Below are 24,357 nucleotides of genomic sequence, written 5' to 3'. Positions count from 1 at the left end.
GCGCCTGCGCTCAGGCCGGGACGGTCGCCTCGTGGTCGCCGTGGCCCACCCGGAACGGCTCCTGGCCGGGCAGGTCGACGACGGCCGTGGTCCCGACCGGCACGGTGAACGACACGACGAGCTCGCCGTCGCGCAGCTCCCAGGCGACCGCGGCCTCGCCGTAGGGGGTCAGGTGCCGCACGCGCGCCCGGGTGATGCCCTCGGCGGGCCGTGGTGCGACCAGCAGCTCGCGGTAGCCGGGTGCGGCCGGCGCCAGGCCGCCGACCGTGCGGTGCACCCAGTCCATCACCGACCCGAGTGCGTAGTGGTTGAACGACGTCATGTCCCCGGGGTTCACGGTCCCGTCGGCGAGCATCGAGTCCCAGCGTTCCCAGATCGTGGTGGCGCCGCGGTCGACCGTGGCGAGCCAGGACGGGTCGTCGTGGCTGAGCAGCAGGCGGTACGCGGTGTCGAGGTGCCCGGTCGCGGTCAGGGCGTCGGTGACCACGGGTGTGCCGACGAACCCGGTCGACACCGTGCAGCCGCGGGCCCGGACCAGCTCGTCGAGCCGGTCGCCGGCCCGGTCGCGCTCGGCGTCCGGCAGCAGGTCGAAGGCGATCGCGACCGCGTGCGCGCAGACCGTGTCGTGCATCGGGTCGCCGGTGCCGACGTAGCGCCCGACGAACGCGGCGCGGACCTCGGCCGCGAGCCCGGCGTAGTGCGCGGCGTCGTCGTCGCGGCCGAGCGCGGCCGCGATGCCGGCGAGGGCGTCCGCCGACCGGGCGAAGTACGCGGTCGAGACCAGGTGCGGATCGGTCATCGCCTGCATCGGCCGGTCCGGCGGCGCGGCCGGGTCGAGCCAGTCGCCGAGCTGGAGCTGCTGGTCCCACAGCCGGCTCGGTCCGGCGAGCCCGGCGACCTTGTCGACCCAGGTCCGGGCCGACTCGTACTGACGCACCAGCAGGTCGCGGTCGTCGAACGCGCGGAACAGGGCCTCGGGCACGACCGTGGCCGCGTCGCCCCAGGCGGCCACGTCCATGTCGGGGCGCCACCACTGGCCGCCCGGCACCCACGGCACGTAGACCGGGACCGTCCCGCCGTAGCGCTGCTGCTCGATGCTCACCGACCGCAGCCAGTCCGACAGCACGCCGTGCACGTCGTAGAGGAAGGCGGCGGTCGGGGCGAACAGCTGGATGTCGCCGGTCCAGCCGAGCCGCTCGTCGCGTTGCGGGCAGTCGGTCGGGATGTCGACGAAGTTCGAGCGGAGGCCCCACACCACGTTCTCGTGCAGCCGGTCGAGGTCCGCCCGGTCGGAGGAGAACCAGCCGGTGCGCGCCATGTCCGAGTGCAGCACCCGGGACACCACGGCCCCCGGGGCGGGCGGCTCGGTGCCGGGCCACCCGGTGACGAACGCGTAGCGGTAGCCGTGCACCGTGAACCTGGGCTCCCACTCGACGGCGCGACCGTCCGTGATGATCTCGTCGGTGGCCGCAGCCTGCCGCAGCGGCCGACGGTAGACCCGACCGTCCTGGAGCACCTCGGCGTGCTGGATCGTGACGTGGGTTCCGGCCGGTGCCTCGGGCAGGCGCACGCGGGGCCGGCCGGAGTGGTTCTGCCCGTAGTCGAGCAGCCAGCCGCCGTCGACCGCGGTGACCTCGACCGGCTCGAGCACCTCGGTGCAACGCACCGGGGGAGCGTCCGGTGCGGCGAGGACCGCCCGGTCGAGGGGGAGGACCGCCACCGGAGCCCACGCCGAGTCGTCGAAGCCGGGCTCGGACCAGCCTGCGGGCAGCAGCCGGAGGTCGATGCGCTCGCCGTCGTACAGGCTGGCCCTGGTCAGTGGGCCGGGCGCGCTGCGCCACGTGGCGTCCGAGCCGATCGTGACGGTGCTCCCGTCGTCCAGCGTGATCTCGAGCTGGGCGAGCACGCCGACGTGGTCGCCGTAGATGTCGGTGGTCCCGCCCTCGAAGCCGAACCGGCCGCGGAACCAGCCGTCGGCCAGCCACGCGCCGATCGCGTTCTCGCCGGGCCGGACCTGGCCGGTGACGTCGTACGTGCGGACCCGCAGCCGCTCGGCGTACGGGGTCCAGCCGGGGTGGAGCTCGTCCTGCCCGACCCGGGTGCCGTTCAGCTCGACCTCGACGAGGCCGTGGGCCGTGACGTGCAGGCGGGCCGCGGCGACGGACCCGGTCGGCACGGTGAACCGGCCGCGGACCAGCGGGGCGCGGCGGTCGTCCTCCGGCCCCTCGGGGTAGCCGGGCCCGACGAGCTCGGCGCGCCAGTCGTCCGGCCCGAGCCCGCGCTCGACCACGACGGGCTCGCTCCACGGACCCCACAGCCCGGTCGCGGCGTCCTGGGTGCGGGCCCGCACCTCGGCGCGGTGGCGCGGTGCGAGCGGCGCGCCGGGCCAGGGGACGAGCACCTGGTCGGCGGAGGCGGTCACGCTCGAGGACTCCTCGGTGGTGGTGCCGTCCGGTGCGGTCGTGCGCCAGGAGACCTCGTACGCAGCCTGCCGGTAGGAGCCGGGCGCGCGGGCGATCTGCCAGGAGAGCCGTGGCCGTGCCTCGCCGGTGCCGAGCGCGGACGGGGGTGCGTGGTGCTCGACCCTCAGGATCGGGGCAGGTACGTCGAACGTCACGGGTCCATCTTCCGTCGAGGCGCCGTCGGCACGGCATGAAACGATTCAGGCAAGTGTACCCGCGCTAGCCTGCCCTCGAGCCCCAGGAGGTCACGCCATGTCTCGGGAGATGCTGAACGAGCGCACCTGGACGTCGTCGGAGGTCAGCACCGCCTTCCGGCCGGCGCAGCGCACCATGTCGTACGGCGGGGTGGCGGTCAAGGCGGTGTTCTTCCTCGCCGTGACCGCGGCGCTGGCCGCGATCGGCTGGGCCAACGCGAGCGTCGTCGCGGGTCAGGGTTCGGGCCTGGTCTACCTGGTCGGCTTCATCGTGCTGATCGGGCTGACCGTCGCCGCAGTGCAGAACCCGCGGCTGGCCCTGGCGGCCGGACTGCTCTACGCCGTCCTCAACGGACTGTGGATCGGCGCGATCTCGCGGTTCTACGAGGAGGTCTTCGAGGGCATCGTCGGCCTGGCCCTGCTCGGCACGCTCGCCGTGTGCCTCGGCGTGCTCCTGCTGTTCTCGGTCGCGGGGTTCCGGGTCACGCCGCGCGGCGCCCAGATCATCGCCGTCCTGGTCCTCGGGGTCAGCCTGCTGTACCTCACCGGCTGGCTGCTCTCGCTGTTCGGCGTCAACCTGACCTTCCTCTACGGCTACTCGCCGACCGCCATCGTCGTCAGCCTGGTGATCCTCGGCATCGCGGCCTCGACGCTGCTGGTCGACCTCACGTACGTCGAGCAGGGTGTGAAGGCGGGTGTCCCGAAGGCCGCCGAGTGGTACGCGGCGTTCGGCATCGTGTCCAGCATCGTGTGGATCTACCTCGAGGTGCTCCGGCTGCTCGCCCGCGTCGCCGCCGCGCGCAACGGCTGAACGCGGTCAGGCGTCCCGGGCGGCCGTGAGGGCGCCGGTCAGCGGGCCGAGGTCGGCGGCGTCGTTGTAGACGTGGGTCGCGACCCGCAGGAGGGTCGCGCCGTCCGGAGTCCCGTCCGGCGTCGCGCCGGTCCAGGCGCGGACGCGGTGCTCCGCCAGCGCCGTGCGCAGGCCCTGCAGGGGCACCCCGTCCACGACGAACCCGCGCAGCCGGGGCGGGACCAGGGCGCCGTCCGCGGTCGGGCGCAGCCCGGCGTCCACCAGCCCCGTCGCGAGCGTGTCGGCGACGTCCACGGCGGAGTCGAGGTCGCCGGCCAGGCGCCACTCGTCGTGCTCGGCGAAGGCGTGGACCAGGCCGAGGGCAGGCGCCGGGTCCCACGTGCCACGCCAGCTGAACCTCTCGACCAGCGACGTCGCGTCCCAGGTGAGCGACACCGCAGCCGGGCGCACCACGTCGGTCAGCCTGTCGGCCAACCACAGGAAGCCGACCGGTCGGGGCACCGGGAGCCACTTGTGCAACGAGCCGAAGGCCGCGGTGACGCCGAGAGCCGACAGGTCGAGCGGCACGTGGCCGACGACGTGCGCCGCGTCCAGGACGACGTCGATGCCGCGGCGGCGGCACGCCTCGACGACGTCGCGGACCGGCATCCGCACGGCCGTGGAGGACGTGATCGCACTGAGGACCACCACGGTGGTCGCCGGGTGCGCCGTCGAGACGGCCGCGAGCACCCCGTCCTGCGTCACAGGCGGCGGGAGGTGGGCCACGTCCACGGCCGCGCCGGCGCGTTCGGCTGCGACCTGCCAGGCGCGGATGACCGAGGAGTACTCCAGGTCGAGGAGCAGCACGTGGTCGCCGGGTGACAGCGGCCACGAGGTCGCGACGGCGGCGTTCCCCTCGGTCGAGCTCGTGGTGAGCGCGAGCGTGCCCGCCGGAACCCGGAGCCGGCGGGCGACGTGGGCGGCCTGGGTCTCGAGCCGCTGGACGAGCTCGGCTCCGAGGTGGGTCGCGGTGTCCTGTTCGAGGCGCCGTCGCTCGCTGTCCGCACGGCGCAGCGCGGTACGGGTCGGCACGCCGAACGAGGCGTGGTTCAGGTAGGTGAGCGTGCTGTCCAGGGTGAACAGGCTGCGGCGGTCGTTCATCCGGCGCCCGCCACGTGGGCCGCGCGCCCCGCCGCGTCGGACCCGTCCGAGGCGCGAAGGGCCCGCAGCGCGGCGACCGCACCCTCGAGGTGGCGACGCATGGCCGCGACGGCGGCGTCCGGGTCGCCGTCGGCGATCGCTGCGGTGATCTGCTCGTGCTCGGCCAGGGTGGTCTGCGCGCGGCCCGACAGGGTCGACAGCCGGACCTGGAAGGAGACCAGCTGGGTCCGGAGCTTGCGGACCACGGCCGCGGCGGTCTCGTGGTCGGCGATCTCGGCGATCCGCAGGTGCAGGCGTTCGTTGAGCGCCGAGTGCGCGACGGGGTCGAACCCCTCGATCGCGCCGCGGATCCCGGTCGCGATGTCGCGGAGCTCGGTCGCGGTCTGCGGTGTGATGTGCTCGGCCGCGCGGCGCGCGAGCAGGACCTCGACCGCCACCCGGACCTCGGCGATCTCGATCGCCTCGTCGAGCGTGATGCGCCGTACGCGCGCCCCGCGATGCGGCTCGAGGACCACCAGGCCGTCGCCCGCGAGCAGCCGCAGGCTCTCCCGCACGGCGGCGCGGCTGGCTCCGAACCGGTCGCAGAGGTCGGCCTCGACGAGTCGCTGGCCGGGGGCGTACTCGCCGCGGAGCAGCGCGTCGTGGAGCGCCCCGGCCAGGCCGCGGTCCGGGCGCGGGTCACCTCGGCGCTCCATGGGCCCATCATCCCGCTGCGCGAGGGGCCCGGCGGCCACCCCGTGGTGCGGTGGCGCTTCCATCCCCACGGTGATGCCACGTCCGACCAAAACGTCGGCAAAATTGTCGGACAAAACGATTGACAGTCGTTCCCCGAGGGCACAACGATCGTCGTGTGCTCGACGATGAGCTCCTCGGTCCGGCCCTGCTCGGAGCGCAGCCATGACCACCGAGCAGGCGTCCCGTCGGGACGACGTCTCGGAGGACCTGCGCGAGGCGGTGCTGCGCGGGCAGTTCGCGCCTCGGCAACGCCTGGTCGAGTCCGAGCTGTGCGAGGAGCTCGGCGCGAGCCGGGCAGCCGTGCGGGACGCGCTGCACCGGCTCGAGGTCGAGGGGATCGTCGAGCGCGAGCACCATCGCGGTGCCCGGATCCGGGAGATCCCCCTCGCCGAGGCGATCGAGATCGCCGAGGTGCGCCAGCTGGTCGAGGGGCTCGTCGCGCGCCGCGCGGCGCAGCTCGCAGGCCCCGCGGACGTCGACCGGCTGACCGACGTCGGACGACGGATGCGCGAGGCCGTGGCGGCCGGCGAGCTCGGCGAGTACCTCGAGCTCGACGCCGAGCTGCACGCGATCCTGCGCGAGGTGTCCGGGCACCGTACGGCCGCCCGGGTCCTCGAGCGGATCCGCGGCCAGCTCGTCCGCCAGCGGTTCGCCCTGGCGCGCGTACCCGGCCGCGCGGCCGTCTCGCTCGAGCAGCACCTCGCGGTCATCGACGCGGTCGTGGCCCACGAGCCGGTGGCCGCCGAGGCCGCCATGAGAGCGCACATCGACAGCGTCATCGACACCCTGCAGGCCCTCGGCTGACCTGACGGGACGGAAGAAGGGTTGGTGCCCGGCACGAACGTTCCCGAGCCACCGCGCACCCCGCACCCGTCCCGCGCCGCCGGGGAGGGCATGGCCGGCCACGCGGCCGCGCCCGGCACGTCGCCGCGACGGTGCCGTGCCCCGCCCGGGACGCCCCGCCGGCCTCCTCGGGCGCGCCGCCCGCGCACCGTCACGGTCGCCCTCCGCCGGCACCCGTCCGCCACCCCCCGTCCATCCCGACCCAAGGAAGTCGCCATGAACGTCAGTCGGCGAGCGCGAAGCCTCGCGCTCGTGTCATCGGTCGTCGTCGCCCTCGTGGTGCCGGCAGCCGCCGCCAACGCGTCACCGGCCGTCGGCAGCCACGGGGCTGCCGTGACGGCCGCCCCGTCGACCCGCGGTGCCGCCGCGCCGCGGGTCGCCCTCCACGGCCGGCAGGTCACCATCGAGCGCGACACCGACTACCGGGTCGAGCTGAGCGCCCTCGGCAGCACGACCTGGGCGGTGTCTCCGGGAGACGATGTGACCGGCTGGTTCGTGACCGCGGACGGTGTCCCGGCGTTCGCGCCGTCGGACGGCGTGGCCGTGGCCCAGCGTTCCGGGCGTTCCACGCTGACGGTGACCATCGACGCGGGCGCGATCGAGGCCTTCGCCACCAACGGACCGGCGGCGATCTACGCACAGGTCCCGGCGTCCGCTCTGCTCGTCGCGGGGCAGACCCCGTCGCGCGCGCCCGCCGCGGTGCGGGTGGGCCGGTACGTGATCCCGAGGCTGACGGTCGACAGCGACATCTTCGGCAGCGCGTTCACCGCGTCGAAGTCGACGCTGAAGAGCGACTTCGGGATCGACGTCGGCTACGACCCGGACACGTCCGCGACGTTGACCCTCAGCCTGGCCGGCCTGCGGGACAGCAAGATCGACGCGAGCGCCGCTGCGGTCGCGATGGTCGACGGCGACGGCTACTACGCGTCGGAGTTCCTGTTCTCCGGGACGGCCCTCACGGGTGCGTGGCACCACGGTGCCACGCAGTACGCGCTGCAGGCCGGCGACATCGTGATCGACACCGACGGCTACCTGATCAGCGACACGAACAGCGGCCGGGAGTGGAGCTGCCTCGGCGGCGACGGCCAGGGCAACTACCACTTCACGCTCGAGGTCAGCGGGATCACCTACAACGGACTCCCGGTCGCGACCTCGACGTTCGGCGCGTACGTGAAGATCTACGGTCAGGACTACGGCGGCGGCGCCGACGAGCTCTACGGCAGCGGCATCGTCGTGGACCCGGTCATCGCCCCGCTCAGCACCAAGGTCGCGGACCCGCCCGGCCCGGGCACGGTGCCGGTGTGGACCTGGGTCGGTGCCGGCGACCTGCCGAACCTCGTCGACCACGTGGCCGACGACGTCTACGTCACCTGGCCGACGCGGGTCGACGCGAGCAAGGTCACCCAGGACGACGTCACCGTGACGCTGTCCAACGCGCTCGGCGACTCGAAGGTCCTGGTGCCCGGCACGGACTACGTGGTGAGCTCCTCGGCCGGTGAGACGCAGGTCGCGATCACGGCGATCAACTGGTCGTTCACCCCGGTCTTCACCACCCTGACGGTGGCCGTCGACCGCACGTCGCTCAAGCATGCGGGCGGTCTCGCGGCCGCGACGCTGCAGGCCTCGTACGACGCCGTCAGCGTCTACGTCTACGAGGCGCAGCAGGGCGGCGGTGGCACCACCATCGACGGCACGGTGACCGCGTACAGCTTCTACGGGTTCACCAACCTCGAGTCGTGGCAGCAGCTGATGTCCCCGGCCACCTACACGCTCGTGGCGACCGTCGCCGACCAGACCGTCTACTACGCCGAGGACGCCGGAGGCACGCCGTACCTCGCGAGCGAGGCGGCCGAGGCGACGGTGTTCGACGGCTCGGGCGTCGCCGACCGGAACATCCAGCTGATCGGCAACTCGCTGTACATCACGCGCCGGATGGGCCAGACCGTGACGACGGACGTCGCGGGCACGCCGGTGACCTTCGACAAGGTCTACGCCGGTGGCCGGCTGCTCGCCCCGACCGCGGCGGACCCGGGCCTCCGGGCCGCACCGGGGTACGTGATCCCGTGGGGCACCTCGAACTGGATCACCCACGAGAAGTGGGCCTGGCAGCAGGCCGTGGACGTCGGGTGGACCGGGATCGAGGTCACCCCGTGGACCGGCCGGTTCGAGTGGGAGGTCGCCCGCGGGACGACCGAGCAGTTCTACGCGGCCGACCCGTCGGTCACCTGGGGCCTGGTCGGGCCGCACGTCGACGGAACGTCGATCTCAGCCACCGGGCTGCTCACGGTCGCGGCCGACGAGACGTCCACGCAGTTCGCCGTGGTCGCCACCTCGACGACCGACCTGTCGCTCGACGGCAAGGGTGCGGTCGCCATCAAGGTGACCGACTGAGGTCTGCGGCGGCCCTGGCGCTCTCCCGCCGGGGCCGCCGCAGCGCCCCGTTGGCGCCTGCCCCGTGCGGGCGCATAGTGGAACGCGGCGACGTCGGCCGCACCGCTCGGTGCCCCGCGATGTCGGCCGCCCCGCGCCGTCGGGCGCGCCGCGGCCCTTGACCGCCGATGAAGGAGCGCACATGCCGCACGGCTGCGGCTCCGCCGGCACGCGCCGGGCACGCGCCCCGCCGTGCCGCTGCTCGTCCGCGCCTCCACGACCGGGCCCCAGCGCCCCTCGGCGGCCACCGCGCCGCCCACCTGACGAATGCCTTCGATGACGAGGAGCACGTCCGCATGTCACGACACATCAACCGTCCCGGCCGCGTCGTCGCGGCCGTCATCGGCCTCGGCCTGATCACCGCGTCGGTCGGCGCCTCCGCCGCCGTCGCGAGCGGCCCGGCGGCCCTCAAGGACAGCCACGGGTCCTCGCAGCACGACCTCGGCCCGCAGGTCCGCCACACCGGCAAGGCGCCCACCGGCTACACGGTGACCTTCCGCTACTACGACCCGTCTGCGACGCGGGTCCAGATCAAGGGCGAGTGGTACTTCGAGCGGCCGAGCGAGCTGGCGCAGCTGGCCAGCACGCCCGACTACACGGTCGAGACCCCGGGCATCATGCCTGCCGACTGGCAGCCGGGCGACGTGCCGATCGCGTCGCCGAACTCGACCAGCCCGAACTGGCCCGTGGTCGACATGACCGAGCGCGGCAGCAGCGGTGTGTGGACCTACACCACGCCGTTGCCGTCCGGGGTGTTCAGCTACGGGTTCTACGTCGACTGCGAGACGGCGGACCAGTCCGGCTGCACCGAGGTCCCCGACCCGGCGAACCCCGCGTGGGACGTGGTGGACGGTGTGGTCACCGGTGCGCCGGTGACCGTGTCGCAGGTCTACGTGCCCTCGGACGCGAAGTTCGACACGATCGACTACTCGTGGCAGGCGCCGAACGACGAGCAGGGCGCGTTGCAGTTCCTGACGTACGCCTCGCCCGGTCACGTGAACCCGGCCGACTCGAACTACCTCGTCGTCTACACGCCGCCCGGCTACGACCCGACGCGGGCCGAGCCGTACCCGACGCTCTACCTGAGCCACGGTGGCGGTGAGGACGCCATGGGCTGGAGCACGCAGGGCAACCTCGCGAACATCATGGACAACCTGATCGACACCGGTGAGGTCCAGCCGATGGTGGTCGTGATGCCGAACGGCAACGGCTACCCGAGCTCGTCGAACAACCAGGCCTACCGTGACGATCTGATCAACACGGTCTTCCCGTTCATCGAGGCGAACTTCAACGTCTCGGCCGACGCGGCCGACCGGGCCTACTCCGGCCTGTCCGCCGGTGGCCTGCGCACCAACCAGCTCATGCTCTACAACACCGACCAGTTCGGCTACTACGGGATGATGTCGGCCGGCCTCCCGCCGGGGACGACGCTCAGCGCGGAGCAGGTCGCCGCCCTCCAGCAGGTGTCGGTCTTCGTCGGCGCCGGCTGGCAGGACCCGATCTTCGCCGTCGGCTTCGGGATCGGGGGGAACACCTTCCACACCGGACCGGCCCAGGAGGTCAGCCTCCTGACCGCTGCCGGCATCCATGTGTCCACCGACTACGTCAACGGTGGCCACGAGTGGTACGTGTGGCGGATCCTGCTCAAGGACTTCGTCACCCGCGTCGCGTTCCAGCCGCTGCCGTTCGCGACCTGGAGCACCAACTAGCACGCCGAGCGGGCCCCGGCAGCGTCGCGCCGGGGCCCGCTCGCCCGCCGGGGCCACGGATCAGGCGCCCGGCGCTGCTCTCAGCGACGCCTCAGGGCGATGACCGGGATCGTCCGGGTGGTCCGGGCCTCGTAGTCACGGAAGCCCGAGCTCTTCGCGGTGAACCGGGCCCACGCCCGGTCCCGGGCCTCGCCGGCGAGCTCGTCCGCGCGGACCGCGACCACGCCGTCGTCGGGCGTCTCGATGGTCACGTCCGGGTTCGCGAGGAGGTTGTGGTACCAGGCCGGGTTCTCCGGGGCTCCCGCCTTGGACGCCGCGATCAGCCAGGTGCCCTCGTCCTGCCGGATGCCCATCACCGGCGAGACCCGCTCGGTACCCGACCTGGCCCCGACGTGATGGAGCAGGACGAGGTTGCGTCCGAAGCCCGCGGTCGTCACCGTCCCGTCGTTGTCGCGGAACTCGTCGATCACCTTCTGGTTCCAGTCCCCGTAGCCGGCCATCGGACCCTCCTCCCGGACGGTCGCGCGCCGCCCCCCATCGGCATCATGAGCCGCGCGGGCCGCGAGCGCAGGTCGAGGCCCGGGGCGGCAGGATGGGAGCGCTGCCCGTCGACCAGGAGCACGAGGAGACCGATGCGGACGATCCCGACTCGGATGCAGGCCGTCGTGATGGACCGGCCGGGCGGGCCGGAGGTGCTGTCCCTCGCCGAGATCGACGTCCCGCGCGTGCTGCCCGGCGACGTCCTGGTCGAGGTCCACGCGGCCGGCGTGAACCCGGTCGACTGGAAGACCCGCGCCGGGGCCCCTACCCCGCCGGCGCTCGCGTTCGGGCCGCCGCCGCACGTCTTGGGGTGGGACGTCGCGGGAGTCGTGGTCGAGGTCGGCCCCGGCGTGTACCGCTTCGACGTCGGCGACCGGGTGTTCGGCATGCCGTGGTTCCCGCGGCCCGCGGGGGCGTACGCCGAGTACGTCGCCGCGCCGGCCAGGCAGCTCGTCCGGGTCCCGGAGGGTGTCGGGTTCGTCGAGGCCGGCGCCGTGCCGCTCGCCGGGCTGACGGCGTGGCAGGCGCTCACCGAGGTCGCAGGGGTGCGGGCGGGCCAGCGCGTGCTGGTCCAGGGCGCCGGGGGAGGGGTGGGGCACCTCGCCGTGCAGATCCTCGTGTCGCTCGGGGCGCACGTGGTCGGCACGGCCCGGGCCGCGAACCACGACTGGCTGCGGTCCCTCGGCGCGCACGAGCTCGTGGACTACACGCAGACGAGCGTCGCCGCCGTGACCGCGCCGGTCGACGTGGCGCTGGACCTGGCCGGCGGGTCGCCCGAGACGGTGGCCGCCACCCTGGCCGCGATCCGTGACGGTGGCACGTACGTCCCGATCGGGCCGTGCGACCAGGCCGCCGCCAGGGCCGTCGCGGCCGAGCGCGGGGTCCGCGTGACGACCGGGATGCTGGTCGCGCCGGACGAGGGCGGGCTCCAGGAGCTGGCCCGCCTGATGACCGCCGGTGCGCTGCACGCGCGCGTCGCCCGCACGTATCCGCTGGCCGACGCCGCGGCGGCGCACCGGGACGGAGCGACGAGCACCGTGGCCGGCAAGCTCGTGCTCGAGGTGCGCCACTGACCGTCCGGGAGACGGGTGCGGCCCCCGAGCCCTGACGGGGTCGGAGGCCGCACCGGGTCCCTGCTGCGTCGTCCGGTCAGTCGCCCGGCTGGGTGTTCGTGCTGAACGCCGCGTCGAAGGATGCGGTGGGTGGGTCGAAGAGGTTGGCCCTCACGAAGTCGAGGGCCTCCTTGGCGCCGCGGAGCCGGTCCATACCGGCGTCCTCCCACTCGATCGAGATCGGGCCGGTGTAGCCGATCGCGTTGAGCGTGCGGAACGCGCGCTGCCACGGGACGTCACCGTTGCCGGTGGACACGAACGTCCAGCCGCGGCGTGGGTCGGCCCACGGCAGGTGCGAGCTCAGCCGCCCGTTGCGGCCGTTGCCGGTCGCCATCTTCGTGTCCTTGCAGTCCACGTGGTAGATCCGGTCGGCGAAGTCGACCAGGAAGCCGATCGGGTCGATCTCCTGCCACATCATGTGCGACGGGTCCCAGTTCAGCCCGAACGCCTCCCGGTGGTCGATCGCGTCCAGCGTGAGCTTCGTCGACCAGTAGTCGTAGGCGATCTCCGAGGGGTGCACCTCGTGCGCGAACCGCACACCCTCGGAGTCGAACACGTCCATGATCGGGTTCCACCGGGCCGCGAAGTCCTCGTACCCGGCGTCGATCACCGCGTCCGGCACCGGCGGGAACATCGCGACGTACTGCCAGATCTTCGACCCGGTGAACCCGACGACGGTGTCCACCCCGAGCTTGCGGGCGGCCACGGCGGTGAGCTTGAGCTCCTCCGCGGCGCGCCGGCGCACGCCCTCGGCCTCCCCGTCGCCCCAGACCCGGTCCGAGACCATGTCCCGGTGGCGGAAGTCGATCGGGTCGTCGCACACGGCCTGACCCTTGAGGTGGTTGGAGATCGCCCACACGCTCAGCCCGTTGCGGGCCAGGATCTCCTTGCGTTCGGCGACGTACGCGTCGTCCTCCGCGGCGCGGTAGACGTCCAGGTGGTCACCCCAGCAGGCGATCTCCAGGCCGTCGTACCCCCACTCCCCGGCCAGCCGGCAGACCTCCTCGAAGGGGAGGTCGGCCCACTGGCCCGTGAACAGCGTGACCGGGCGAGGCATCCTTGGCTCCTTGGTTCGTTCGGGCGGATCAGTCGAAGTAGACCGGCTGGCCGGACTCGGCCGAGCGGTAGATCGCGTCGAGCACCTCGGTGACCACGCAGGCCTGCTCCGCCAGCACCAGCGGGTCGGTGTCGTCGAGGATCGCGCGCAGCCACTGCCGGGCCTCGAGCGTGCCCATCTTCTCGAAACCGGAGACGGTCTTGCCGCCCGAGCCGAAGTAGCCGGCCCCGGCCTCGGGAGCGGTGGTGACCAGCTGGTTGCCGAGCACGCTGTTGAGCGTGACCTGGTAGTCGCCGCCCTTCATCTCGATGTCCGCGCCGCCGTCGGTGCCCATCAGCGTGACGCACGCCTCGCGGGAGTTCTTGACGTTGAGCGCCCAGGCCGCCTCGAGGTACACGGTCGCGCCGTTCTTCATCTTCACGAAGCCGAACGCAGAGTCCTCGACCGTGTAGGTGGCCGGATCCCAGGGCCCGGCCATGTTGCCCTCCGGCTTGTCGCCGAGCTTGTGGAACACGGTGCCGGTGACGGACTCGACCTCGTGGTTGCCCATGTACCAGAGGGTCAGGTCGAGTGCGTGCGTGCCGAGGTCGATCAGCGGACCGCCGCCCTGCTTGCTCTTGTCGGTGAAGACGCCCCAGATCGGCACGCCGCGCCGGCGGACCGCGTGGGCCTGCGCCATGTAGATCTCGCCGAGCTCGCCCTTGTCGACGGCCGCGCGCAGGAACTGGGCGTCGTCGCGCAGCCGGTACTGGTAGCCGATCGTGAGCTTCTTCCCGGTGCGCCTGCTGGCCTCCAGCATGGCGCGCGCCTCGGCACCGGTGATCGCCATCGGCTTCTCGCACATGACGTGCTTGCCGGCCTCGAGGGCGGCGATGGTGATCTCGGCGTGGCTGATGTTCCACGTGCACACGTGGATGACGTCGATGCTCGGGTCGTCCACCAGCCGCTGGTACTCGGTGGTGGTGTAGGCGTCGGCGGAGCCGAACGTCTCGCGGGCCTGCTCGGCGCGGTCCAGCTCGAGGTCGCAGAACGCGACGACGTCGCAGAGGTCCGCGTTCGCGGCCAGACCGGGCAGGTGCTTCGCGGTCCCGATGAAGCCGAGACCGATGATGCCAACCCGCAACTTGTCCATGGAAGTTCTCCTAAGCCGTGCTCACGCCGTCGTATGCCAGGCAAGTTCCGCCCGCTACGTGCAAAAGTAGAGAGGCTTACGCCGGGTGTCAAGCATTAGGCGAGCATGGTTCCGCCCGCTCTGCGGCCATTGAGACGGGTTCGACGCAGCAGCGCGTGGCCGGCCCCGAGCCGCGCGGCAGGCGCGGTCCGAGGCCGGCTCGTGAGGCCTGGCTCAGCCCGCGAGGGCCGCGGTCCGCGGCTGCCCGTCGGGCGCCGTGGCGGTGAGCGCGTAGAGGCCGGCACCCACGGCGCCGGCGTCGTTGCCGAGGCGGGCCGGGACCACCGGGAAGTCCACGTGCAGCAGCGGCAGCCACTGCTCGGCGTCCGCGCTGATCGCGCCGCCGACCACCACGAGGTCGGGACTCACCAGCCGGCCGACGTGGTTGAGGTACCGGTCGACGCGGGCCGACCACTCGGGCCAGTCGAGGTCCTCGCGCCGCTTCGCGTACGCGGAGGCCCGGTGCTCGGCCACGGCGCCGTCGAGCTCGAGGTGGCCGAGCTCGAGGCCGGGGACGAGGTGCCGGTCGTGGATGAGCGCCGAGCCGATCCCGGTCCCGAAGGTCAGCACGAGGACCGACCCGGGGAAGCCTGCACCGGCGCCGACCTGCGCCTCGGCGAGGCCGGCGGCATCGGCGTCGTTGATCAGCCGGACCGGCCGGCCGAGCGCCTCCTCGAAGATCGACTCGGCGGGTGCGCCGACCCAGGAGCGGTCCACGTTGGCGGCCGTCCAGGTGCGTCCGTCGCGGACGACGCCCGGGAACGCCACGCCGACGGGGCCGCCGACCGACGCCCCGTCGAGGAGGTCGAAGAGCTCGCGGGCGGCCGTCGCGACGAGCTCGGGCGTCGAGGGCTCCGGCGTGACGACCGAGCGGGGCGGGCCGGCGAGCGCGCCGGCGCCCACGTCGATGACGCCGCCCTTGAGGCTGCTGCCGCCGATGTCGATCCCGATGACGTGGGTAGGTGCGTCGCTGCTCACGGGACGCGACTTTAGCACCCGGGATGCACAAGTGATCGCACCTAACGCATCGATGGTGCCGGATCTGCCCGGGTGCGAGGGGCCAGGTCTACGAACCGGGCTGCTGGGGCCCTTCGAGCAGCTCGGGCACGCCGACGGGGGAGCCGAGCGGACCCCACGTCGCCAGGCTCTCCGGTGCGAGCAGCGCGTCCACCACGAGCTCCGCGGCGCCGTGGATGCCCTCGCGCTGCTCCGGGTCGCCCGGGACGATCTCGAGCCCGGCGATCGACGCAGCCAGGGTGTGCGTGCGGATGGCTCGCTCGACCACGCGCTGGAGCAGGCCGTTGTGCGAGATCGGGAAGCCGCCGATCGTCACACGAGCCGGGTTGAACAGGGTGATCACGGTGGCGAGCGCGCGCCCGAGCATGTCGGCCGCGCCGGCGACCACCTCCACGCACGCCGCGTCCCCGAAGTCGACGCCCGCGCCCAGGTCGTCGAGCTCGAGCTCGCGGGTCGCGGCGATCTTGGCGAGGTAGGGGGAGGCGCCCGACGCGGCGATCCGCTGCGCGTCCGCGATCATCGCCCACCCGCTGCAGTAGGTCTCCAGGCAGCCGACGCGGCCGCACGGGCAGATCCGCCGCGGGTCGTCCGACATGGTGACGTGGTTCAGCTCGCCGGCGACCCAGGTGGCCCCGCGGTGGATCCGGCCACCGGAGACCAGCCCGGCGCCGAGGCCGGTGCCGATCCGCACGTAGACCAGGTCGTCCGGGGCGTCCGGCGCCGCGGCCGCGCCGAGCGTCACCATGTGGATCACCGAGTCGGTGAAGGTCGGGGTCCGGAACTCCTCGATGAACCACTGCCGGATGTCGAAGTCGACCGGCCACCGGTAGTTCATCGAGCTGGGCGCCACCGGGTCGGCGCTGCGCCCGGTGGTGAACTCGATCGGCGCCGGCAGGGCGATGCCGATGCCCCACGGGTGGTCGACCTCGTGCGCGGCGAGCAGCGCGCGCATCTCCTGGGCGATCCGCCGCGAGCTGGCCTCCGGCCCCTCGGCCACCTTCCAGTCGACGACCACCTCGTCGAGGACGTCGCCGTTCAGGCCGGCCAGCGCGACCGTGAACCTCGTCGTCCCGATCAGCCCGACGAGCACGTGGCCCGCGTCGCCGCAGAACTCCCAGACGTCGGCCGCCCGCCCCCCGCGCGAGCGCATGTCACCCGACGGGCGGACCAGGCCGAGGTCGTGCGCGGCCTGGACGCGCTGGCTGATCACGTTGCGCCCGAGGCGGGTGACGTCGGCGAGCTCGGGGCGGGTCTGTGCCTCGCCGCCGCGGATCAGTCGGACGACCTCGGCGACCTGCGCCCAGGGGTCCTGCGGGGGTACCACGACCACTGCTCCACCTTCCGACGTCCCGCGGCGCAGCCGCGATGATCACGAGTCTAGGACCGCAGTCTCCTGCGAGGGCTCAAGGCCGTCCCGGTGCCCTCATGTCTGGCGGAAGATCCGGTGAACTGTGACCACCACGTTATCAAGACACCTTGTGATACGTCAGCCAGTACCATAACCTGCATCCAGTACCGTCGTTCGGACGCATAAGCGGCGGGCCATTGGAAGTCCACGAGGAGGTGGCGGCATGCAGCAGCAGAGCAGGACCGTCCGGACCCGGCCGATCCCGTCGGTCGAGGCGGCGGATACGGCGCCAGAGCCGATGGCCTGCTGCTCGCACACTACGACCGAGCGGCACGCGCGGTACTGCCCCAGACGGTGCGTCGCGGCGCGCCCCATGACCTATCCCCACTGAGATACCGGTACACCCAAGGAGATTCGGAGCAATGATGCAGACACGACTCCGCCGGCCAGCGCTCGCGCTGCTGACCACCGGCCTACTCGCCGTCGCCGTGACAGCGTGCGGCGGGACCAACACGAGCGACGAAGGGTCGACGACCCCGTCGGACGACACCTCGTCCGCGGCCGGCGGTGGTGAGCTGAACATCGCACTCCAGGGCGACATCACGACCTACGACCCGTGGTCGGCGCAGAGCGGCTACAACGGCAGCCTGCTCAGCAACCAGGCGCTGTACGACTCGCTCGTGCACCTGGACGCCAGCGGCGAGCCCCAGCCCTGGCTCGTGACGGACTGGACCGAGGCCGACTCCTCGCACTACACGCTGACCCTCCGGGACGACGTGACGTTCACCGACGGCACGCCGCTGGACGCCGACGCCGTGGTCGCGAACTTCGAGTACGCCAAGACCGCGACGACGCCGGGTGAGTGCAACGAGTGGGTCGCCGGCGTGACCGCGACCGCGACCGACGCGACGACCGTCGACATCGCGCTCGACAAGCCGAGCGTCGGCTTCATGACCGACCTGGGCACGTGCGCCGGCCTGATCGTCAACCCGACCGCGTTCGACAACCCGGAGTCGCTGAGCTCGACCCCGGCCGGCTCCGGGCCGTACCTGCTCGACGACACCAACTCGGTGCAGGGTCAGGTCTGGGCCTACACGCGCAACCCCGACTACTGGGCCCCCGAGGCGTTCCCGTTCGACACGATCAAGCTGACCTACTTCTCCGAGGCGACCGCTGCGTCCAACGCGGCGAAGGCCGGTCAGATCGACCTGATCCAGTCGGTCGACGCCACCGACACCAGCTCGGGCCTGGCGATCAAGCTCACCTCGACCGACTTCCGCGGCCTGATGTTCAACGACATCACCGGCACCCTGTCCGAGCCGCTGGCCGACGTCCGGGTGCGACAGGCCATGCAGTACGCGATCGACCGCGAGGCGATCGCGTCGGCGATCTACGGCGACGCCGCGGAGACCGGCTACTCCACGCCGTTCACGACCGAGGCCGACGGGTGGACCGACGCACTCAAGGACACCTACCCCTACGACCCGGAGAAGGCCAAGGAGCTGCTCGCCGAGGCGGGCTACGCCGACGGGTTCACGGTGAAGGTGATGACCGTGCCGTTCATCTACGGTGACGCGGCCCAGGCCATCGCAGGTCAGCTCGCCGAGGTGGGCATCACGCTCGAGCTGTCCGACCAGTCGGCAGACTTCTTCCAGCAGCTCACGTCCAAGACCTGGCCGATGATCACGTACAACTTCTCGATCGGCACCAACCCGATCCACACGTACGAGAACCTGGTCAGCCCGAACGGCTTCTGGAACGTCATGCAGAACGAGAGCCCGACCATCGAGGACCTCCTCGGCCAGCTCGACCAGGCCGGCGACGACGCCGCGCGGACCGCGATCCTGGAAGAGATCGCCAAGGAGTTCCAGACTGAGTCCTGGTACCTCTCGCCGACGCTCGTCCGCGGCGCCTGCGCCTACGACGACCAGAAGCTCGTCGTGGACAGCCCCCCCGGCTCGCCGGTGCCGTTCCTGTACATGATCACGCCGGCCTGACGGCCGACATCGACAGGTGGGTGGTCGTCAGGCCGGTCCTGACGACCACCCACCAGGGCCGCGAAGGCCGAGGAGACCCTGATGGCAAGGCTCGTTGTACGGCGGCTCCTGCTCGCCGTACCCACGTTGTTCGTCGTCGCGACGTTCTCGTTCCTCCTGATGCAGCTCGTCCCGGGCGACCCGGCTCTGATGATCCTGGGCCAGAACGCGACGCAGTCCCAGATCGCCGACCTGCACACGCAGCTCGGCCTTGACCAGCCGCCGATGGAGCAGTACGTCTCCTGGCTCGGCTCGGCGATCACCGGCGACCTCGGGACGTCGATCATCACCGGGCGCTCGGTCGTCTCGTCGCTCAGCCTCGCGCTGCCCCCGACGATGTCGCTGGCGATCCTCGCCACGGTCGTGTCGCTCCTGCTGGGCGTGACCTTCGGGATGCTCGGCGCGGTCAAGGGCGGCTGGACCGACCGGGCGATCCAGCAGGTCGCCGGCGTCGGGCTGGCGATCCCGAACTTCTGGGTCGCCTACATCCTCATCCTCGTCTTCGCGCTGACGTTCCAGCTCTTCCCCGCCACCGGGTACGTCCCGATCAACCAGGACCCGGTCGGCTGGCTCAAGTCCCTCGTGCTACCGGTCGCGTCGATCGCGATCGCCAACACCTGCCAGATCCTGCTGCAGACCCGGGCCAGCGTCCTGGACGTCCAGAGCCGCGACTTCATCCGCACGCTGCAGGCCACCGGGATCCGCCGCGGTGCCGTGCTGACCAAGCACGTGCTGCGAAACGCCGCGATCCCGGTCGCCGTCGCCACCGGCATCTCGTTCATCGGGGTGTTCTCCGGGGTCGTGGTGATCGAGGCGATCTTCAACACGCCGGGTCTCGGCAACCTGCTCCTCACCGGGGTCCAGGGCGCCGACTTCCCGGTCGTGCAGGGCACGATCGTGGTCTTCGCGATCCTGGTGATCCTGACGAACCTCGCCGTCGACCTGGCGACGGGGTGGCTCGACCCGCGGGTGAGGCTGTCGTGAGCGCCGTCATGACCGGTACCCGCTCACCGTTCCGAGCGGCGCTCGGTGCCATGGTCCGGCGGCCGGCCGTCGTGGTCGCGCTGGTCTGGGTCGGGCTCCTGGTGCTCATCTCCGTGTTTCCCGACTTCTTCGCGCCGTACGACCCGCTGAAGCAGGACCTCAGCGCGATCTTCGAGCCGCCGAGTGCCACGCACTGGCTCGGCACCGACAACCTGGGCCGGGACATCCTCTCCCGGCTGATCTTCGGCTCGACCGGCATGCTCCAGGGCGCCGTGCTCACCGCGGTCGTCGCGGTCGTGATCGGCGTCGTCCTCGGGCTCGTCGCCGGGTACTTCGGCGGCTGGGCCGACAGTGCGGTCTCGTTCTACGTGAACGTCCTGCTGTCCGTGCCCGGCTTCGTGATCATCGTCACCGTCGCGTTCATCTCCGGGAACAACGTCGTCGTCATCATGGCCTCGCTCGGCGTCGTCTTCTCCAGCGCGATCGCGCGGCTGGTCCGCGGATCGACCCAGGCGGCGCGCAACCTGCTGTACGTCGACTCGGCGCGGGTGTCCGGGCTGAGCACGCCGCGGATCATCACCCGGCACGTGTTCCCCAACGTGACCGGGCCGCTGATCGTCCAGACGTTCCTGTTCCTCGCCCAGGCGTTCCTGATCCTCGCGTCGCTGTCCTTCCTCGGCCTCGGGTTCGACCCGCAGTCACCTGACTGGGGCCAGCTCGTCCAGCAGGCGACGCAGGAGATCAACGACCACCCCTGGCTCATGGTGCCGATCGGCGCGGCGCTGATCTTCACGGTGCTCGCCTTCAACCAGCTCGGCGCCGGCCTGCGCGAGTCGCTGCCGCAGAACCGCCGCGAGTCGATGCTGGTCTCGGACCGTCCGCGGGTTGCGCCGAAGCCGGCCAACCTCGCCGACCGTGCCCTCACGCCCGACGGGACGAGCGGCCTCGCGGCTCCGCGCGAGCTCGTGGACGAGGACCTGGCGCTCGACGTGCGCGACCTGACGGTGTCCTTCCCGCAGGACGCAGGCGAGATCGCCGTCGTCGACACCGTGTCGCTGCACGCGAAGCGCGGTGAGGTCCTGGGCCTGGTGGGGGAGTCCGGCTGCGGCAAGTCGATGACGGCGCTCGCCGTCCTCGGCCTGGTCCCGGCGCCGGGAGCGGTGCAGGCGGCGTCGGTCTCGATCGCGGGGCACGTCGTCTCGTCGATGTCCGAGAAGGATCGTGCGCGCCTGCGCGGCCGGACGATCGCGATGATCGGGCAGGAGCCGATGGTGGCCCTGGACCCGTGCTTCACCGCCGGTTCGGCCCTGGTCGAGGCGTTGCGGGCGAACCGCGGCATGTCCCGGTCCGAGGCGAAGGCCACGGCGCTCGAGCTGCTCACGAAGGTCGGCATCGCGCGCCCGATGGCGGTGTTCCAGAGCTACCCGCACCAGCTCTCCGGCGGGATGGCCCAGCGTGTGGCGATCGCGCTCGCGCTGACCGGGAAGCCGGAGATCCTCATCGCGGACGAGCCGACCACGGCGCTCGACGTGACCATCCAGGCCGAGATCCTCGACCTGCTGCTCGACCTGCGGGACTCCGAGGGCATGACGATCGTGCTCGTGACGCACGACCTGGGTGTCCTCGCCGACGTCGGGGACCGGGTCGCCGTGATGTACGCGGGCGAGATCATCGAGACCGGGACCACCGCGGACGTGTTCGCGCGGCCCGGTCACCCCTACACCCGCGGGCTGCTCGCCGCCGTGCCGGACGCGGCGGCGGAGGGCGACCGGCTGGCTGCCCTGCCGGGCCGGGTGCCCCTGCCGCGTGACTGGCCCACCGGGTGCCGGTTCGCGGAGCGGTGCGCGTTCCGGATGCCGGCGTGCACGCAGGCGCCGGTCGACGCCACGATCGTCGACGCCGGGCACCTGAGCCGGTGCCTGGCCGCCAGGGAGGTGGCCGCGATCTCGCCGGCGCACCCGTCCACCGAGGAGCGATGATGGAGACCGAGACGCTGCTGAAGGTCGAGGACCTCCGGGTCGAGTACCCCGGGACGGGATGGCGCAGTGCGCCGTTCCGCGCCGTCGACGGCGTGAGCTTCGAGATCCGGCGAGGCGAGACCGTCGGCCTGGTGGGGGAGTCCGGCTCGGGCAAGTCGACCATCGGCCGAGCGGTCCTGGGCCTGCTCGAACCGGCCGGCGGCCGCATCGAGTTCGGCGGCCACGACGTCACGCATCGCGACCGTGCGACCCAGCGCCAGGTGTCCCGCCGGCTCCAGGCGATCTTCCAGGACCCGTACAGCTCGCTGAACCCGGCGCGGACGGTCGGCCGGACGATGGTCGAGCCGCTCGAGGTCCAGGGCGGTGCGGCACGGGCCGGGGCCGTGGAGAAGGTCGCCTCGCTGCTCGCCGACGTCGGCCTGCCCGAGGACTCGACCGACCGGTACCCGCCGAGCTTCTCCGGCGGTCAGCGCCAGCGCATCGCGATCGCCCGGTCGCTGTCCATCTCGCCGCAGCTGATCATCTGCGACGAGGCGGTCAGCGCACTCGACCTGGTGACCCGCGCCCAGGTGCTGAACCTCCTCGGCGACCTGCAGCGCGAGCGCGGGTTCGCCTACCTGTTCATCGCACACGACCTGCCGATCGTCACCTACGTCTCACAGCGCACCGTCGTGCTGTACCGCGGCCGCATCATGGAGCAGGGACCGGCCCGTGCCGTGCACGAGTCGCCGCTGCACCCCTACACCCAGATGCTGCTCGCCGCGGTGCCGGTGCCGGACCCCGCGGTCCAGCGGGTGCGCCGCGCGCGCCGCCGGGCCACCGCGGTCAGCACCGGGACCGCGGCCCAGCCACCGGCCGAGGGCTGCCCGTTCGCGCCGCGCTGCCCGAAGGTGATGTCGCGCTGCTGGACCCAACGACCGGAGGCGGTCCCGGTCGGCGAGCAGGTCGTGGAGTGCCACCTGTTCGGGCCGTCGAACCGGCCCGCCTGGGTGCCGTCACCCGTCGTGCGGCCATGAGCGCGCCGGCCGGGCGGGGCGCTGCGCCCCGCGCCGCGGTCCGTGGAACACTGCCGACAGCGTCTCGTCCGAGCGGGATGACGACTGCGAGGAGGCCGACCGTGGACGGTGACCGAGGGGGCACCTCGGGGGACCTCGTCGAGATCCTCCGGGACGGCCGGACCCGGACCCGCACCGAGCTCGCCGCGATGACCGGCCAGACCAGGGCCACGATCAGTCAGCGCCTCGACCCGTTGCAGCGGCTGGGCCTCGTCGGCACGGCGCAGGCGCAGGCCAGCACGGGTGGGCGCCCGTCCGCGGCCTACGAGTTCAAGCCGGAGGCCCGGGTCGTGCTCGTGGCCGACCTCGGTGTGCGGCACGCGACGCTCGCGCTGACCGACCTCGCCGGCACGCCGATCGCCACGACCGTGATCGACATCCAGATCGCCGACGGGCCCGACGTGGTCATGCCCGAGGTCGTCGCGGCGATGGACCAGCTCGTGGCGTCCGTGGGGTCGGGCCGGACGGTCGCCGGCGTCGGGGTCGGCATCCCCGGCCCCGTGGAGCACTCGACGGGACGGCCCACGAGCCCGCCGATCATGCCCGGGTGGGACCGCTACGACATCGTCGAGGCGCTCTCGGCCCACTACGGCGCCCGGATCTTCGTCGACAACGACGCGAACCTCGGAGCGCTCGGCGAGCAGACGGTCGCGTACCCCGACCTCGACGAGCTGCTGTACATCCGGGTGGCCTCGGGTGTGGGCGCGGGCATCATCACCGGCGGCCGCCTCGTCCACGGTGTCCAGGGAGCCGCGGGCGACCTCGGTCACGTGTTCAGCCAGGCTGCGGCCGGGCGGCAGTGCCGGTGCGGCAACACCGGGTGCGTGGAGACGGTCGCCGGCGGGATCGGGATCGCCCAGCTGCTCTCCGAGGCCGGTGTGCGGGCCGACAACGCGGACGACGTCACCGAGCTCGCCCGGGCGGGCGACCTCGAGGCGATCCGTGCGCTCCGGCTGGCCGGGCAGGCGCTCGGTGAGGTGCTGGCGACCTGCATCGCGCTGCTCAACCCGCGGCTCATCGCGCTCGGCGGTGAGCTCGCGACGGCCGGTGAGTCACTCATCTCCGGCGTGCGTCAGGTCGTGTTCGCCCGGACGCTGCCGCTCGCGAGCCGCGACCTCGAGGTGGTCCTGGCCAAGGGTGGTGCGCTCGGCGGCGCGATCGGTGCCGCTCGGCTGGTGCTGGACAACGTGCTCGACGCCGACTCGATCAACGCCGAGGTGGCAGCGCTCGCCGCTCCCGTCGGCTGACCGCGCCCGGTCTCGGTCGTCGGGTGCGGCCGTCACGCTCGCGAACGGCCCCGCCGCGCAGACGTCGTGCGGCGGGGCCGTTCGCGGGGTGCGGGTCAGACGGCGACGAGCCGGGTGCGCTCACCGCCGAACGGGACCGGGATGTACGCGACCCGGATCTTGAGCCTGAGCGTCACCTCGTGCTCACCCGCGGGCACGCCGCCCGCGTGGAGCCAGCGGACGTACAGCGGGTCGCCGTACTCCCAGCGGTAGGTGGTGACCGTCTCGGCCTCGGCGAGGGTGAACCAGTCCTCCCCGTCGGGGGAGATCACGAGCTCGTCGCGCGGGACGTCGGCGCCGTCCACGACCAGCTCGATGTCGTGGACCATCGACAGCGGGATGCCGCGGTAGTAGGTGATGAGGGTCTCGACCTGGAAGCCGGTCACCTCACCGTTCTCGACGACGTTCCTGGCCGAGCCGTCGGTGAACACGTACCCGTCGAACATGG

The 24,357-nt window shown here is 72.4% G+C and carries 19 protein-coding genes; 10 read left to right on the top strand and 9 right to left on the bottom strand.

All coding sequences use genetic code 11. The annotated features are described in order from the left end of the window. Positions 1-10: 10 nt before the first annotated feature. The gene (locus OEB99_RS08780) at positions 11-2,617 is read right to left on the bottom strand and encodes an alpha-L-rhamnosidase (protein WP_263509671.1); all 2,607 of its coding nucleotides are present in this window, start codon (positions 2,615-2,617) and stop codon (positions 11-13) included. 97 nt (positions 2,618-2,714) lie between these two features. On the opposite strand from OEB99_RS08780, the gene OEB99_RS08775 reads away from it, so the two are divergent. Then, positions 2,715-3,467, top strand: a complete 753-nt coding sequence (locus tag OEB99_RS08775; protein WP_263509670.1) for a Bax inhibitor-1/YccA family protein — start codon at positions 2,715-2,717, stop codon at positions 3,465-3,467. 6 nt (positions 3,468-3,473) lie between these two features. On the opposite strand, the gene OEB99_RS08770 is transcribed toward OEB99_RS08775, so the two are convergent. Beyond that, positions 3,474-4,607 (bottom strand): aminotransferase class V-fold PLP-dependent enzyme, encoded by a 1,134-nt coding sequence (locus OEB99_RS08770; RefSeq protein ID WP_263509669.1) that lies wholly within the window; start codon positions 4,605-4,607, stop codon positions 3,474-3,476. Further along, positions 4,604-5,302: a GntR family transcriptional regulator gene (locus tag OEB99_RS08765; protein ID WP_263509668.1), complete on the bottom strand. Its 699-nt coding sequence runs from the start codon at positions 5,300-5,302 to the stop codon at positions 4,604-4,606. Before OEB99_RS08765 ends, OEB99_RS08770 begins: the two co-directional genes overlap by 4 nt. A gap of 202 nt (positions 5,303-5,504) precedes the next feature. Here OEB99_RS08765 and OEB99_RS08760 point away from each other — a divergent pair, with 202 nt between their 5' ends. The 3 genes from OEB99_RS08760 to OEB99_RS08750 all read left to right on the top strand — a co-directional run bounded on the left by OEB99_RS08760 (position 5,505) and on the right by OEB99_RS08750 (position 10,324). Next, positions 5,505-6,146, top strand: a complete 642-nt coding sequence (locus OEB99_RS08760) for a GntR family transcriptional regulator (protein ID WP_263509667.1) — start codon at positions 5,505-5,507, stop codon at positions 6,144-6,146. Positions 6,147-6,401: 255 nt separating this feature from the next. Next, complete coding sequence (locus OEB99_RS08755; RefSeq protein ID WP_263509666.1) at positions 6,402-8,576, top strand: hypothetical protein; 2,175 nt, start codon at positions 6,402-6,404, stop codon at positions 8,574-8,576. 335 nt (positions 8,577-8,911) lie between these two features. After that, positions 8,912-10,324: an alpha/beta hydrolase-fold protein gene (locus tag OEB99_RS08750; protein ID WP_263509665.1), complete on the top strand. Its 1,413-nt coding sequence runs from the start codon at positions 8,912-8,914 to the stop codon at positions 10,322-10,324. 80 nt (positions 10,325-10,404) lie between these two features. On the opposite strand, the gene OEB99_RS08745 is transcribed toward OEB99_RS08750, so the two are convergent. After that, positions 10,405-10,824 (bottom strand): nitroreductase family deazaflavin-dependent oxidoreductase, encoded by a 420-nt coding sequence (locus OEB99_RS08745; RefSeq protein ID WP_263509664.1) that lies wholly within the window; start codon positions 10,822-10,824, stop codon positions 10,405-10,407. A gap of 132 nt (positions 10,825-10,956) precedes the next feature. Here OEB99_RS08745 and OEB99_RS08740 point away from each other — a divergent pair, with 132 nt between their 5' ends. Next, positions 10,957-11,937, top strand: coding sequence for an NADP-dependent oxidoreductase (locus OEB99_RS08740; RefSeq protein WP_263509663.1), 981 nt, complete (start codon positions 10,957-10,959; stop codon positions 11,935-11,937). 76 nt (positions 11,938-12,013) lie between these two features. On the opposite strand, the gene OEB99_RS08735 is transcribed toward OEB99_RS08740, so the two are convergent. The 4 genes from OEB99_RS08735 to OEB99_RS08720 all read right to left on the bottom strand — a co-directional run bounded on the left by OEB99_RS08735 (position 12,014) and on the right by OEB99_RS08720 (position 16,551). Next, positions 12,014-13,033 (bottom strand): sugar phosphate isomerase/epimerase family protein, encoded by a 1,020-nt coding sequence (locus tag OEB99_RS08735; RefSeq protein WP_263509662.1) that lies wholly within the window; start codon positions 13,031-13,033, stop codon positions 12,014-12,016. A 28-nt stretch (positions 13,034-13,061) separates the two neighbouring features. Continuing rightward, positions 13,062-14,165: a Gfo/Idh/MocA family protein gene (locus OEB99_RS08730; RefSeq protein ID WP_263509661.1), complete on the bottom strand. Its 1,104-nt coding sequence runs from the start codon at positions 14,163-14,165 to the stop codon at positions 13,062-13,064. 213 nt (positions 14,166-14,378) lie between these two features. Next, the gene (ppgK, locus tag OEB99_RS08725) at positions 14,379-15,182 is read right to left on the bottom strand and encodes a polyphosphate--glucose phosphotransferase (RefSeq protein WP_263509660.1); all 804 of its coding nucleotides are present in this window, start codon (positions 15,180-15,182) and stop codon (positions 14,379-14,381) included. 88 nt (positions 15,183-15,270) lie between these two features. Beyond that, positions 15,271-16,551: an ROK family protein gene (locus OEB99_RS08720; RefSeq protein ID WP_263509659.1), complete on the bottom strand. Its 1,281-nt coding sequence runs from the start codon at positions 16,549-16,551 to the stop codon at positions 15,271-15,273. 443 nt (positions 16,552-16,994) lie between these two features. Between OEB99_RS08720 and OEB99_RS08715 the strand changes: the two genes are divergently transcribed. The 5 genes from OEB99_RS08715 to OEB99_RS08695 all read left to right on the top strand — a co-directional run bounded on the left by OEB99_RS08715 (position 16,995) and on the right by OEB99_RS08695 (position 23,870). After that, complete coding sequence (locus OEB99_RS08715) at positions 16,995-18,566, top strand: ABC transporter substrate-binding protein (protein ID WP_263509658.1); 1,572 nt, start codon at positions 16,995-16,997, stop codon at positions 18,564-18,566. A gap of 81 nt (positions 18,567-18,647) precedes the next feature. Then, positions 18,648-19,589: an ABC transporter permease gene (locus OEB99_RS08710; protein ID WP_263509657.1), complete on the top strand. Its 942-nt coding sequence runs from the start codon at positions 18,648-18,650 to the stop codon at positions 19,587-19,589. After that, on the top strand, positions 19,586-21,568 hold the full coding sequence (locus OEB99_RS08705) for a dipeptide/oligopeptide/nickel ABC transporter permease/ATP-binding protein (RefSeq protein WP_263509656.1): 1,983 nt from the start codon (positions 19,586-19,588) through the stop codon (positions 21,566-21,568). The genes OEB99_RS08710 and OEB99_RS08705 overlap by 4 nt, the downstream gene beginning before the upstream one ends. Then, positions 21,568-22,584 carry an oligopeptide/dipeptide ABC transporter ATP-binding protein gene (locus tag OEB99_RS08700; protein WP_263509655.1) on the top strand — a complete coding sequence of 339 codons (1,017 nt, stop codon included), beginning with the start codon at positions 21,568-21,570 and terminating at the stop codon, positions 22,582-22,584. Before OEB99_RS08705 ends, OEB99_RS08700 begins: the two co-directional genes overlap by 1 nt. A gap of 101 nt (positions 22,585-22,685) precedes the next feature. Continuing rightward, positions 22,686-23,870, top strand: a complete 1,185-nt coding sequence (locus tag OEB99_RS08695) for an ROK family transcriptional regulator (RefSeq protein ID WP_263509654.1) — start codon at positions 22,686-22,688, stop codon at positions 23,868-23,870. A gap of 95 nt (positions 23,871-23,965) precedes the next feature. On the opposite strand, the gene OEB99_RS08690 is transcribed toward OEB99_RS08695, so the two are convergent. Further along, positions 23,966-24,355, bottom strand: a complete 390-nt coding sequence (locus tag OEB99_RS08690; protein WP_263509653.1) for a C-glycoside deglycosidase beta subunit domain-containing protein — start codon at positions 24,353-24,355, stop codon at positions 23,966-23,968. Between the last annotated feature and the right edge of the window lie 2 nt (positions 24,356-24,357).

This window comes from Actinotalea endophytica, assembly GCF_025717005.1.
In the GTDB taxonomy this organism is placed as follows: Bacteria; Actinomycetota; Actinomycetes; order Actinomycetales; family Cellulomonadaceae; genus Actinotalea.
This window is presented reverse-complemented; position numbering and strand designations above follow the sequence as displayed.

Bases quoted from the DNA above. Each gene is read 5' to 3' on its own strand.
- OEB99_RS08690 (WP_263509653.1), bottom strand. From the start codon at position 24,355: ATGTTCGACGGGTACGTGTTCACCGACGGCTCGGCCAGGAACGTCGTC.
- OEB99_RS08750 (WP_263509665.1), top strand. From the start codon at position 8,912: ATGTCACGACACATCAACCGTCCCGGCCGCGTCGTCGCGGCCGTCATC.
- OEB99_RS08745 (WP_263509664.1), bottom strand. From the start codon at position 10,824: ATGGCCGGCTACGGGGACTGGAACCAGAAGGTGATCGACGAGTTCCGC.
- OEB99_RS08775 (WP_263509670.1), top strand. From the start codon at position 2,715: ATGTCTCGGGAGATGCTGAACGAGCGCACCTGGACGTCGTCGGAGGTC.
- OEB99_RS08760 (WP_263509667.1), top strand. From the start codon at position 5,505: ATGACCACCGAGCAGGCGTCCCGTCGGGACGACGTCTCGGAGGACCTG.
- OEB99_RS08715 (WP_263509658.1), top strand. From the start codon at position 16,995: ATGCAGACACGACTCCGCCGGCCAGCGCTCGCGCTGCTGACCACCGGC.
- OEB99_RS08700 (WP_263509655.1), top strand. From the start codon at position 21,568: ATGGAGACCGAGACGCTGCTGAAGGTCGAGGACCTCCGGGTCGAGTAC.
- OEB99_RS08770 (WP_263509669.1), bottom strand. From the start codon at position 4,607: ATGAACGACCGCCGCAGCCTGTTCACCCTGGACAGCACGCTCACCTAC.
- OEB99_RS08765 (WP_263509668.1), bottom strand. From the start codon at position 5,302: ATGGAGCGCCGAGGTGACCCGCGCCCGGACCGCGGCCTGGCCGGGGCG.
- OEB99_RS08740 (WP_263509663.1), top strand. From the start codon at position 10,957: ATGCGGACGATCCCGACTCGGATGCAGGCCGTCGTGATGGACCGGCCG.
- OEB99_RS08755 (WP_263509666.1), top strand. From the start codon at position 6,402: ATGAACGTCAGTCGGCGAGCGCGAAGCCTCGCGCTCGTGTCATCGGTC.
- OEB99_RS08735 (WP_263509662.1), bottom strand. From the start codon at position 13,033: ATGCCTCGCCCGGTCACGCTGTTCACGGGCCAGTGGGCCGACCTCCCC.
- OEB99_RS08710 (WP_263509657.1), top strand. From the start codon at position 18,648: ATGGCAAGGCTCGTTGTACGGCGGCTCCTGCTCGCCGTACCCACGTTG.
- OEB99_RS08730 (WP_263509661.1), bottom strand. From the start codon at position 14,165: ATGGACAAGTTGCGGGTTGGCATCATCGGTCTCGGCTTCATCGGGACC.